The organism is Ramlibacter sp., assembly GCF_035554825.1.
GTDB lineage: Bacteria > Pseudomonadota > Gammaproteobacteria > Burkholderiales > Burkholderiaceae_C > Ramlibacter.
In genome coordinates, this window is record NZ_DATMHS010000173.1 from 1 (window position 1) to 12,188 (window position 12,188).

12 protein-coding genes are annotated in these 12,188 nt (G+C 68.8%); 5 read left to right on the forward strand and 7 right to left on the reverse strand.

Translation table 11 applies throughout. The features are described 5' to 3' along the window. The 5 genes from VNT59_RS20805 to VNT59_RS20825 form a co-directional block, all read left to right on the forward strand. On the forward strand, window positions 1-682 hold a 682-nt coding region (locus VNT59_RS20805; protein WP_325501706.1), incomplete at its 5' end, for a DctP family TRAP transporter solute-binding subunit. 87 nt (window positions 683-769) lie between these two features. After that, a complete protein-coding gene (locus VNT59_RS20810; protein ID WP_325501708.1) occupies window positions 770-1,375 on the forward strand; it encodes a TRAP transporter small permease in 606 nt (201 codons plus the stop codon). A 1-nt stretch (window position 1,376) separates the two neighbouring features. Next, window positions 1,377-2,771: a TRAP transporter large permease gene (locus tag VNT59_RS20815; protein ID WP_325501710.1), complete on the forward strand. Its 1,395-nt coding sequence runs from the start codon at window positions 1,377-1,379 to the stop codon at window positions 2,769-2,771. Between the two features lie 79 nt (window positions 2,772-2,850). Then, complete coding sequence (locus tag VNT59_RS20820) at window positions 2,851-4,377, forward strand: altronate dehydratase family protein (RefSeq protein ID WP_325501712.1); 1,527 nt, start codon at window positions 2,851-2,853, stop codon at window positions 4,375-4,377. A gap of 36 nt (window positions 4,378-4,413) precedes the next feature. Further along, window positions 4,414-5,478 carry a malate/lactate/ureidoglycolate dehydrogenase gene (locus VNT59_RS20825; RefSeq protein ID WP_325501714.1) on the forward strand — a complete coding sequence of 355 codons (1,065 nt, stop codon included), beginning with the start codon at window positions 4,414-4,416 and terminating at the stop codon, window positions 5,476-5,478. Window positions 5,479-5,644: 166 nt separating this feature from the next. On the opposite strand, the gene pdeM is transcribed toward VNT59_RS20825, so the two are convergent. The 7 genes from pdeM to VNT59_RS20860 all read right to left on the reverse strand — a co-directional run bounded on the left by pdeM (window position 5,645) and on the right by VNT59_RS20860 (window position 12,144). After that, window positions 5,645-6,337, reverse strand: coding sequence for a ligase-associated DNA damage response endonuclease PdeM (gene pdeM, locus VNT59_RS20830; protein ID WP_325501716.1), 693 nt, complete (start codon window positions 6,335-6,337; stop codon window positions 5,645-5,647). 73 nt (window positions 6,338-6,410) lie between these two features. After that, the gene (gene slmA / locus VNT59_RS20835; RefSeq protein ID WP_325501718.1) at window positions 6,411-7,052 is read right to left on the reverse strand and encodes a nucleoid occlusion factor SlmA; all 642 of its coding nucleotides are present in this window, start codon (window positions 7,050-7,052) and stop codon (window positions 6,411-6,413) included. Between the two features lie 41 nt (window positions 7,053-7,093). Next, entirely contained in the window at window positions 7,094-8,491 is a 1,398-nt protein-coding gene (locus VNT59_RS20840) for a sensor histidine kinase (RefSeq protein WP_325501912.1), read from the reverse strand. A gap of 53 nt (window positions 8,492-8,544) precedes the next feature. Continuing rightward, window positions 8,545-9,246 carry a response regulator transcription factor gene (locus VNT59_RS20845; protein WP_325501720.1) on the reverse strand — a complete coding sequence of 234 codons (702 nt, stop codon included), beginning with the start codon at window positions 9,244-9,246 and terminating at the stop codon, window positions 8,545-8,547. An 88-nt stretch (window positions 9,247-9,334) separates the two neighbouring features. Further along, a complete protein-coding gene (gene argB / locus VNT59_RS20850) occupies window positions 9,335-10,225 on the reverse strand; it encodes an acetylglutamate kinase (RefSeq protein ID WP_325501722.1) in 891 nt (296 codons plus the stop codon). Window positions 10,226-10,316: 91 nt separating this feature from the next. Continuing rightward, complete coding sequence (locus tag VNT59_RS20855) at window positions 10,317-11,420, reverse strand: glycosyltransferase (protein WP_325501724.1); 1,104 nt, start codon at window positions 11,418-11,420, stop codon at window positions 10,317-10,319. 19 nt (window positions 11,421-11,439) lie between these two features. Further along, complete coding sequence (locus VNT59_RS20860) at window positions 11,440-12,144, reverse strand: glycosyltransferase family 2 protein (protein WP_325501726.1); 705 nt, start codon at window positions 12,142-12,144, stop codon at window positions 11,440-11,442. Window positions 12,145-12,188 lie beyond the last annotated feature (44 nt).

Below are 12,188 nucleotides of genomic sequence, written 5' to 3' on the forward strand. Positions count from 1 at the left end.
CAAGGAACTCAATCTGTTTTCGCTGCCGTTCCTGATGCCCGACTATCGCGCGATGGATGCACTGACGCAGGGCCAAGTGGGTCAGCAACTGTTCAAGGTGATTGAGAAAAACGGTGTCGTGCCGCTGGCCTGGGGCGAGAACGGTTTTCGTGAAGTCAGCAATTCGAAACGTGAAATCCGCACGCCGGCCGACATGAAAGGCATGAAGCTGCGTGTACCCCAGGCGCCGCTGTTCCTGATGTTCACGAAATCCGTCGGCGCCAATGCGACGCCGATCGCCTTCGCCGAGGTGTACCTGGCGCTGCAGAACGGCACCGTCGAGGCGCAGGAGAACCCGCTGCCGACGATCGAGGCCAAGAAGTTCTATGAAGTGCAGAAGAACATCTCGCTGACCGGCCACATCGTCGACTCGCTGCTGACCATCGTCTCCGGCCAGCTCTGGGGCAAGCTCAGCGACGCCGACAAGAAGATCTTCACCGACGTGATGCAGGAAGCCGCCGAGAAGGCCGGCCGCGAGATCATCGCTTCGGAAGCGCGCCTGACCGACGAATTCAAGAAGAAGGGCAAGAACGTGATCGTCGTCGACAAGAACGCGTTCCGCGAGGCCGTGCTGAAGAACACCAAGCCGGCCGACCACGGCTATCGCCAGGCCGACTACGACCGCATCGTCAACATCAAGTAAGCCAGTCGCGGGGCGCCTGCGGCCTTCGCTGCAGGCGCCCCGCCGTTTGACGGGGCCCGCCCCGTCCACCTATTCAGGACACAAGAGATGCAGTCACTCGACGACATGCCCCACGTGATGGGAGACGACGGGCAGTTCCACGCCCAGGACGAGGCGGTCGACCTGTCGGGCACGCCGGCCGAAGGCTGGGCGGCGCTGGGCTTCTTCTGGGTGCTCGGGTTGATCGTCTTCTACCAGTTCTTCACCCGCTACGTCATGAACGACTCGGCCGCGTGGACCGAGGAAATCGCGCGCTACTTCCTGATCGCCACCGTCTTCGTCGGCGCGGCCATCGGGGTGGCCAAGAACAACCACATCCAGGTCGACTTCTTCTACCGCTACCTGCCGGCCGGCATCGGCCGCGTGCTGGCGAGCCTGGTCGATCTGCTGCGCATCGCGTTCTTCGCCGTCGCCGTCGTGCTCACCATCCAGATGATGATGAAGCTCGGGCAGAACGCGCGCATGACCATCGTCGACCTGCCCATGAACTACGTGTACGGCGTGGTGGCGCTGGGCTTTGCCGCCATGTTCCTGCGCTCCCTGTGGGTGGCCCGCGTCCACCTGCGGCGCGGCTACACCGTGCTGGAGCGCGTCGAATCGACCATGGAAGACGGCGCCGACCTCCCCGCCGGGCAACAACTGCAAAAGACCTGACATGCTCAAGATCGTATTTCTCGGCCTGATGGCCCTGGGCCTGCCGGTCGCCATCTCGATGGCGGGCGCGTCCCTGCTGTACCTGTTCTGGACCCAGAGCTCGCCGCCCTTCGTCGTGATCCACCGGATGGTCAGCGGCATCGACAGCTTCCCGCTGCTGGCCGTGCCGTTCTTCATCCTGGCCGGCAACCTGATGAACAACGCCGGCATCACCAACCGGATCTACAACTACGCGCTGGCGCTGGTCGGCTGGCTCAAGGGCGGGCTGGGCCACGTCAACGTCGTCGGCTCGGTGGTATTCGCGGGCATGAGCGGCACCGCCATCGCCGACGCCGCCGGCCTGGGCACGATCGAGATCAAGGCCATGAAGGACCATGGCTACAGCTCCGAATTCGCGGTCGGCGTCACGGCGGCCTCGGCCACGCTGGGCCCGATCATTCCGCCGAGCCTGCCGTTCGTGATCTACGGAATGATGGCCAACGTCAGCGTCGGCGCGCTGTTCCTGGCCGGCATCCTGCCGGGCGCCCTGCTGGCGATCCTGATGATGCTCACCGTGGCCTACTTCGCCCACAAGAACGGCTGGGGCTCGGACATCAAGTTCGAATGGCATCGCGTGGTCAAGGCGCTGGTGGAAACGGCCGTGGTGATCGCCTGGCCGCTCGCGCTCTGGCTGCTGATCGACAAGGCCGGCCTGCCGGCCCAGCCGACGGTGCTGGCGGGGCTGGTGGTGCTGTTCGCCGCCGACAAGCTGTTCCAGTTCCAGGCGGTGCTGCCGATCATGACCCCGGTGCTGCTGATCGGCGGCATGACCACCGGCATCTTCACGCCGACCGAGGGGGCGATCGCCGCGTGCATCTGGGCCATGGTGCTGGGCTTCGCCTGGTACAAGACGCTGACCTGGAAGATGTTCGTCAAGGTCTGCCTGGAAACCGTGGAGACCACCTCGACGGTGCTGTTCATCGTCGCGGCGGCCAGCATCTTCGGCTGGATGCTCACCGCCACCGGCATCACCGCCGCCATCGCCGAATGGGTGCTGGCCTTCACCAAGGAGCCCTGGATGTTCCTGCTGCTGGCGAACATCCTGATGCTGTTCGTCGGCTGCTTCCTGGAACCGACGGCGGCGATCACGATCCTGGTGCCGATCCTGGTGCCGATCTGCCAGAAGCTGGGCATCGACCTCGTGCATTTCGGCCTGGTGATGGTGCTGAACCTGATGATCGGCCTGCTGCATCCGCCGATGGGCATGGTGCTGTTCGTCCTGGCGCGGGTGGCCAAGCTCTCGGTCGAGCGGACCACGATGGCGATCCTGCCATGGCTGGTGCCGCTGCTGGGTTCGCTGGCTGTCATCACCTACTATCCCAAGCTGGTGCTGTGGCTGCCGAAGATGTTCTTCTGAGGCCACCGCCGGACCCCGAACGCCCGCTACCCTTCCTTCCCGCCGCCGCCGGCTCACCCTGGCGGCGGCCCAGCACACCATGACGCCCTTCATCCGCCTCCATCCCCAGGACGATGTGCTCATCGCCCGCACCCAGCTCGTCGGCGGCGCCAGCGCCGAAAACGTCGTCATCAAGGGCCTGATCCCGGCCGGGCACAAGGTGGCGACCCGCGCCATCGCCGCCGGCGAACCGGTGCGCCGCTACAACCAGATCATCGGGTTCGCCAGCAAGCCCATCGCCCCCGGCGAGCACGTGCACACCCACAACCTCTGGATGGGGCCGGAGGGGGGCGCGTTCGAGCGCGATTACGCGTTCGGCGCCGACGTCAGGCCGCAACCGCCGGCGCGCGAGGCCACGTTCATGGGCATCAAACGCGCCGACGGCCGGGTGGCGACCCGCAACTACATCGGCATCCTCTCGAGCGTCAACTGCTCGGCGACGGCGGCACGCGCGATCGCCGACCACTTCTCGCGCCAGACCAATCCCGCGGCGCTGGCCGCCTTCCCCAACGTGGACGGGGTCGTGGCCCTGACCCACGGCACCGGCTGCGGCATGGCCAGCGAAGGCCTGGGCATCCAGATCCTGGAGCGCACGCTCGCCGGCTACGCGACCCACGCCAACTTCTGGGGTGTGCTGGTGGTGGGCCTGGGCTGCGAAGCCAACCAGATCAACGCCTGGCTGGCGCACAGCTCGCTGCGCGAAGGCGAGACGCTCAAGGTGTTCAACATCCAGGACACCGGCGGCACGCGCAAGACGGTGGCCAAGGGCATCGCGCTGGTCGAGCAGATGCTGCCGACGGCCAACCAGGTCAGGCGCGAACCGTGCAGCGCCTCGCACATCACCATCGGCCTGCAGTGCGGCGGCTCGGACGGCTACTCCGGCATCAGCGCCAACCCCGCGCTCGGGGCGGCGGTGGACCTCCTGGTGGCGCACGGCGGCACGGCGATCCTGTCGGAAACGCCCGAGATCTACGGCGCCGAGCACCTGCTCACGCGCCGCGCCGTGCGGCGCGAGGTGGGCGAGAAGCTGGTCGAGCGGATCCGCTGGTGGGAGCACTACACCAAGGCCAACGACGGCGAGATGAACAACAACCCCTCGCCCGGCAACAAGGCCGGCGGGCTGACCACGATCCTGGAGAAATCGCTCGGCGCGGTGGCCAAGGGGGGCACCAGCAACCTGCAGGCAGTGTACGAATACGCCGAGCCGGTGAAGGAGCACGGCTTCGTGTACATGGACACGCCCGGCTACGATCCGGTGAGCGCCACCGGCCAGGTGGCCGGCGGGGCCAACGTCATCTGCTTCACCACCGGCCGCGGCTCGGCGTACGGCTGCGCGCCCTCCCCTTCGCTCAAGCTGGCCACCAACACGGCGCTGTGGCAGCGGCAGGAGGAGGACATGGACCTCAACTGCGGCGAGATCATCGACGGCCAGGCGTCCATCCAGCAGATGGGAGAGCGCATTTTCCGGCAGGTGCTGGCCACCGCTTCGGGCGAGCCCACCAAGAGCGAGCGGCACGGCTACGGACAGAACGAGTTCGTGCCCTGGCAAGTGGGCGCGGTGATGTGAGGATCCGGCCGCCGCGGCCGGCAAGGAGTCTTTGAGATGGCAAGAAACTTCCAGGCTGGCGCGCTGCGCCAGCAGATGGCCCGCGTGCTGCAGGCCGCGGGCAGCAGCGCCGACGAGGCGCGCCAGGTCGCCGACAACCTGGTGATGGCCAACCTGAGCGGACACGACTCGCACGGCATCGGCATGATCCCGCGCTACGTCGAGTCCCGGCTCGAAGGCGGGCTGCAGCCCAACACCGGCATGAAGGTCACCTTCGACGGCGGCGCCATGCTCGCCATCGACGGCCAGCACGGTTACGGCCAGGTCGTCGGCGTGCAGGCGATCGAACTCGCCATGGAGCGGGCCGCCCAGCACGGCAGCTGCATCATGGCGCTGGGCAATGCCCACCACCTGGGCCGCATCGGCCACTTCGCCGAAATGGCGGTGGCGCGCGGGCTGGTGGCCGTCCACTTCGTCAACGTGCTGTCGCGGCCGGTGGTGGCGCCCTGGGGCGGCTCCGACGGCCGGTTCGGCACCAATCCCTGCTGCATCGGCATTCCGCTGCCGGGGCGGGAGCCGTTCGTGCTGGACTTCGCGACCAGCCGGGTGGCCCAGGGCAAGATGCGCGTCGCCCACAACGAGGGCCGGCGCGTGCCCGACGGCTATCTGATCGACGAGCACGGCCGCCCCACGACCGATCCCGGGGTGGTGGTGGTGCCGCAATCGAACGGCTTGCTGGGCGCGCTGCTGCCTTTCGGCGAGCACAAGGGCTACGGCATGGCGATCGCCTGCGAGCTGCTCGGCGGCGCGCTGTCGGGCGGCGGCACCTGGCATCGCCAGCCCGACATGCGCCGCGAGGTGCTCAACGGGATGGTCACCATCCTCATCGATCCGCAGCGCCTGGGCACCGGCGCCGCGTTCGAGCAGGAGGCCGGAGCCTTCGTCGACTGGCTCATGCAGAGCCCGCCGGCCGAAGGCTTCGACCGGCTCCGGATCGCCGGCGACCCGGAGCGCGAGGCCCGGGCCAAGCGCGAGCGCGAGGGCATCGTCGTCGACGACCACACCTGGGCCGAGATCGTCACGGCCGGCAAGAAGGTGGGACTGACGGATCTGCCGGCCTGAGCCGGGTCACCCAACAGCCGAACGCAGAGGACGCAAAGGGTACGCAGAGGACGCAGAAAAGACAGAAACAGGAAGGATCGAGGAGCTTCCCTTCTCTCCATTCTTTCATCGAGTTCTTCTGCGGCTTCTGCGACCTCTGCGCCCTCTGCGTTCGGCTGCTGGGTTTTCAGTCAATCGGCAACGCAGGAATCGCGCGGACCACGTCGTCGGCGATCGGGAAGATGCGGTCGCCGGCACGCGGCTCGATCCGGTGCATGCCGGTGAAGCTGCCGAATGCCGGCAGCACGCCGACCGCCTGGCCGGGCAACGTTCCCGAGTCGTCGCCGAACCAGAAGCACGGCAGCCGCAGCCGCTCGAACGCGCGGCCGCCGACGCTGATGCACGGATGCCAGTGGCCGGCCAGGACGTAGCGCCCGGGTCGCGGCCGCGGGTGGTGGCACAGCGCGAACGGCCCGAGCGCGAGCGGTTCGTCGACCACCGCGATGCCGAGATCGGCCGGCGGGTCGCCGGCGCGGTCGTCGTGGTTGCCGCGCACCAGCGTGATCGGCAGATCGGGCTGTTCGGCGCGCCAGCGGCGCAATGCATCCAGCGTGCCGGGCGCGTGCGAACGGGCCGAGTGCAGGAAGTCGCCGAGGAACACCAGTCCGCTCGCCCGCGTGTCGGCCAGCGCCGCGGACAGGGCCCGCAAGGTTTCGGTGGTGGTGCCGGCCGGCACCGGCACGCCGAGCCGGCGGAAACTCACCGCCTTGCCGAAATGCGCGTCGGCCACCAGCAGCGTCCGTTCGGCACCGATCAGCGCGGCGCCGCTCGGATGCAGGACGACGTCGGCATCCGCCACGCGGATTCGAAGCATGGCCATGGCTGCGGTGGCGAAAACTGAAAGACGCGGTCCGGTGTCCTCGCGCCCGCTTCACGCGGGCAGCGACAGCCGTTCAGAGCATGCGCGCGAGGCTCGCGTCGAGGTGCTCGGAGGGCACCCGCTTGAAGCCGGAGCGGGCAAACCGCTGCAGGCGCCCGACGGCGAACGCCGTGAGCATCGAAGCGCGCACCTGGGCGTCCAGGGTGGGCGTGGCGGAACCGTCGCCCTCCAGCGCGCCGCGCAGGCTCTGCTTCAGCGTGGACTCGATCTTGTCGAAGAACTGGTTCATGCGCTGCTGCAACCGCTCGTTCTCGAACACCAGCGCATCGCCGACCATCACCCGCGTCATCCCCGGGTTCTTCTCGGCGAAGTGCATCAGCATCGCGACGATCTTGCCGGCCTGGGCACTGCCGGCGGCCTCGCGCTCGCCGATCTGGTTGACCAGGGTGAACACGCTCTGCTCGATGAATTCGATCAGGCCCTCGAACATCTGCGCCTTGCTGGCGAAGTGGCGATACAGCGCCGCCTCGCTCACGTCGAGGCGGGCGGCCAGCGCCGCCGTGGTGATGCGCTCGGCGCCCGGTTGCTCCAGCATCGTCGCCAGCGCTTCCAGGATCTGCACGCGCCGCTCGCCCGGCTTGGGCCGCTTGCGCACGGGCGCCGGCGGCGGTACTTCGAGGGTCGGATCCGGGGAGCTCAGCTGCGAGTCGGACATGGTGCAACAGATGTGTTGAGTTGATTCTCGCACACCCCCGCTCAGGGTTTTTCCGGGCCGCTGCCGGGGAACACCAGCCCCACCCGCAAGCCGCGGCCACCGGCTCCCGGCTGCAGCGCCAGGTGCGCGTGGTGCGCGCGCGCGATTTCGTCGGCGATGGCCAGCCCCAGCCCGTTGCCTTCGCCCTGGGTGCCCTGCACGCGGTAGAAGCGCTCCAGCACCCGTTGCCGTTCGCCCGGCGCGATGCCGGGCCCGTCGTCCTCCACTTCGAGAAAGGCAGCGCCCGCGCGCCGCCCGCAGCGAATCGTCACCGACCCGCCTTCGGGCGTGTACTTCACGGCGTTGTCGACGAGATTGCCCAGCAGCTCGCGCAGCAGCCACTCGTGTCCCGGCAGCTGCACGGCCTGCGCGTCGAGGCCAAGATCGATGCGCTTGGCGGTCGCGGCATCGAGGTGCGTCTCGAGCATGGCGCCGCACAACGCCTTCAGCTCCACCGGCTGCATCGGCTGCGCCAGCATCGCCCGAGCGTCGGCCCGCGACAATGCCAGCAGCTGGTTGGCCAGCTGCGACGTGCGGCGTGCCGCGCCGCGCAGCTTGCGCACTTCCTCGGCCGTGAGCTGCACCGTGCCCCGGCCCGCCGCCGGGGCGCCCGCGGCCTGGGCCCAGGCTTCCACCTGCGTCTGCAGGCCGGCCAGCGGGGTGCGCAACTGGTGGGAGGCATCGGCGATGAAGCGGCGCTGGCTTTCCGCCTGCGCGTCGACCAGGCCGAACAGCCGGTTGAGCGAGCGCACCAGCGGCCGCACCTCGTCGGGCGAGCCCGCTTCGTCGATCGAGCTCAGGTCGCGCGGCGAGCGCCGCTCCAGCGCGTCGCGCAATTCGAGCAGCGGCCGCAGCGCCCGCTCCACTGCCCAGCGCACCGCGAAGGCGGCGGCGACGACCAGCACCAGGTTCGGCAGCAGCACGCGAAACAGGATCGAACGGGCCCATTGCTGCCGCGGATCGGAGCCATCGGCCAGCGCCACGACCACCTCGCCCAGCACCGTCTGCTGGCGCTGGCGCACGATGCGCCACGCGACGCCGCCGTATTCCTCGGTATGGAACTCCGGCTCGCGGCTCGTCGGCGGCAGGCCGGCCAGCCACTGGTCACCGTGCAGCACCTTGCCGTCGGCGTCCGAGATCGCGTACGCGGCGTGGCGCGGGCCGCTCTTGAGGAAGTCCTGCACCGGCGGGGCGAGCAGCAGCACCGAAGGCTCGCCGACGGTGCGGCCCTCCCCGACGATCGAATCGGCCAGCAGCGGCACCAGCGCGAGCAGCCCCTGGTCCTGGCGCAAGGCCACGTTGTCGGCCGAGCGGTAGTCGTACCAGGCATTGATCACCGCCAGCAGCAGCAGCGGCACGATCAGCATCACCAGCAGCCGCCGGCGCAGGCCGAGCGTGATCCCGGGCTCCGCGCCACGCGGGCGAGCGGCGGTCGGCGCGGTGACGTCCGGGCTCACGCCGTGGCGACTTCGCTCAGTTCGAGCCGATAGCCGAAACCGCGGATCGAGCGCAAGGCGACGCCGTGCGGTTCGAGCTTGCCCCGCAGCCGCGAGATGTAGACCTCCACGGCGTTGGGCGTGATCTCCTTGTCCCAGCCCGTCAGCGCCTGCAGCAGCTTGTCCTTGCTGGCCGGCTTGGGCGCGTTGATAAGGAGGTATTCGAGCACCGTCCACTCGCGCGGCCCGAGCTCGATCGTGACAGCGTGGCCCTGCCGCTGGCCGCTGGCGCGGCGGTTGGCCGTGTCGAGCTCGATCGGGCCGAAGCCCAGCACCGCCGTCTTCGCCGCCTGGGATCGCCGCAGGAGCGCCCGCAAGCGCGCCAGCAGTTCCGGCAGCTCGAACGGCTTGATCATGTAGTCGTCGGCGCCGAGGTCCAGGCCCTGCACCCGGTCCTGCAGCGCGTCGCGGGCGGTGAGGATCAGCACCGGCATCGCGTGGCTGGGCATCTCGGGACGGCGCAGCCGGCGCGTCAGCTCCAGGCCATCGATGCCGGGCAGGCCGATGTCGATGATCGCGGCGTCGAACTGCTCGCGGCCCAGCACCTCCTCGGCCCGCTCGCCGGTGCCGACCCAGTCGACCGCATAGCCGGCGTCGGTGAGACCCAGCTTGATGCCGCTCGCGACCATCACATCGTCTTCAACCAGCAGGAGACGCATTGCAGGTACCCCTCGATCTCGTGTGTTCCGGCTCCCTGGGCTGACTGACCATCGAGGGCGTTCGAGCGCGGCCCCCCGCGCCGCCCGCTCAGTGCGAGCGGATCATCGTGCCGTATGCCTGGTCGGTCAGGATTTCCAGCAGCATCGCATGCGGCACCCGGCCGTCGATGATGTGCACCGAGTTGACGCCGTTCTTGGCCGCATCGAGCGCGCCGCTGATCTTGGGCAGCATGCCGCCGGAGATCGTGCCGTCGGCGAACAACTGGTCGATCTCGCGCGCCGTGAGGTCGGTCAGCAGCTTGCCCGTCTTGTCCAGGACGCCCGGCGTGTTCGTCAGCAGCACCAGCTTTTCCGCCTGCAGCACGGTGGCCAGCTTGCCGGCGACCACGTCGGCGTTGATGTTGTAGCTCTCGTTCTCCGTACCGAAGCCGATCGGCGAAATGACCGGGATGAACTGGTCGTCCTGGAGCGCCTTGACCACGGCCGGATCGATCGCCACGATGTCGCCGACCTGCCCCACGTCGTGCTGCTTGTTCGGGTCGACGTTGTCGACCATCTTGAGCTTTTGCGCGCGGATCAGCCCGCCGTCACGTCCGGTCAGGCCCACTGCCTTGCCGCCGGCCTGGTTGATCAGGCCCACGATGTCCTGCTGCACTTCGCCGGCCAGCACCCATTCCACGACTTCCATCGTTTCGGCATCGGTGACCCGCATGCCCTGGATGAATTCGCCCTTCTTGCCCAGGCGTCCGAGGGCGGCCTCGATCTGCGGGCCGCCGCCGTGGACCACCACCGGGTTCATGCCCACCAGCTTCAGCAGCACCACGTCCTCGGCGAAGTCGGCCTGCAGTTCGGGGTCCGTCATGGCGTTGCCGCCGTACTTGATGACCATGGTCTTGCCGTGGAACTGCCGGATGTAGGGCAGCGCCTGGGCCAGGATCTCCGCTTTGTCGCGCGGTGCAATGTTGGAAAGGTCGGTCATGGACGCGGTGCAAGGGGAATGTGGGGAGCCGCCTTGCCGGCGGCGGTTGCGTCAAATTGTGCCGCAAGCGAGCGGCCGGCGCCGGCAGCCGCTATCGGCGCACCCAACGCGGCACCTTGAAGCGGACGATGCTGACGTAGGCCCAGACGTAGCTGACCACCGACAGCAGCGTGAAGGCCATCAGCCACCAGGTGCTGTCCCAGAACAGCACGGCCGGCATCACCGTCAGCAGCGCGAAGCCCCACAGGTAGGGCGAGGTGCGGTTGTTGCGCATCAGGACCCGTCGCGCGCCGTCGTCGTCGAACACCTCGCGCACGATGCGGCGGTAGATCAGCTGGTGGAAATGCAGGGCGTCGGCCACCCCGGGCGACTGGCCGCGGGCGGCCTTGCGGTAGATCGAGAAGAGCGTCTCGAGCACCGGGTAGATCAGCAGCAGCATCGGGAACCAGGGCGAGACCTGCGGGTGGCGCTGCACCAGCAGGATGCTGTCGATCCCGATCACCACGCCCCACAGGTAGGCCCCGCCGTCGCCGGCGAAGATCAGCCCCCGGGGATAGTTCCAGACCAGAAAACCAGCGGTCGACCCGGCCAGCACCAGCACCAGCGCCGCCAGCTGGCGGTCGCCGACCTGCAGCGCCACGTACGCCAGGGCCATGCAGCAGACGACCGCCACCGTTCCCGCCAGGCCGTTGTAGCCGTCGATCAGGTTGAAGGCGTGCGGCAAGCCCGTGATCGCGACCACCGCCAGCGCGATCCCCAGCCACGGCGTGATCGACCAGAGCGCGTCGAGCCAGGGCAGGCCGAGCCGCGTCACGGACAGGCCCAGCAGCCAGACCGCCAGCGCGGCGGCCACGACGGTCAGCGCCAGGCGGTAGCGCACCGCCAGGCGCTGGCTGAGATCTTCGACCACGCCCACGCCCACCCCGACCAGCGAGACGGCGCAGAGGGTTCCCACCAGCACGCTGTCGCCCCGGATCTGATTGGCAACGCCGAGCCGCTGCGACAACGCCATCCAGCCCCAGCCGACGCTGCAGGCGGCGAGCATGGCCACCCCGCCCAGGCGCGGCACGTGACCGACGTGGAATCGCTGCGGCATGGTGTCCGCGTAGCCCCTGGCATGGCGCCGGCCGTACCGCACCACCAGCGCGGTGGCGACGAAGGCACAGACGAAACACAGGATCAGCAGCAGGAGCATGCGGCCCGGTGCTGCCCCGTCAGCTGGTGGCCGCCTGGTAGCGCCACAGCGCTGGCCCCGACCAGAGGCGCAGCAGGCTGCGCACGTGCCACGCGAAGTGACGCGGGTCGCGGTGGCTGTTGCGCGAAGCGTCGTGCACCACCTGCGCGGCGGCCCGCCGCAGCGTCCATCCTTCCAGCCGCAGCCGCAGGCAGAAGTCGACGTCCTCGCAATACATGAAAAAGCGCTCGTCGAATCCGCCCAGGCGCCGGTACACCGAGGAAGGCACGATCCAGAAGGCGGCGCTGACCCAGTCGATCCGGCGGCTGCCCTGCTTCAGGAAGTAGCGGCGCAGCAGCGCCAGGGGGGTGACGGCCTCGCGTTCGTTGTCCTGCACCCCCCCGTCCGGGTTCAACACCCGCGGGTAGGCCAGTCCCACCCCGGGCACGCTGGCTTCGCGCACCAGTTCCTGCCAGACGTGCGGGCTCGCCAGTTCGATGTCGGGATTGAGCACGCAGAAGAACTCCGAGCCGCAGTGCTTGAAGGCGCGGTTGTGGTTCGCGCCGAAGCCCACCGGCTGGGTGTTGAACAGCTCGGTGAGGGCAAACGGCCAGCCGCCTTCGGGCGCCTGCAAGGCGAGGTCGGGCAGGTTGTGGGTCACCACGCAGCGCTCGATCCAGCCGTCGTGCGACTGGGCGAGCCGCAGCAGCTGCTGCTGGACCATGTCGCCCTGACCGTGGCTCACCACCGAGACTGTGATGCCGCGGCCTGGGGCGGGAGGGCTCCACA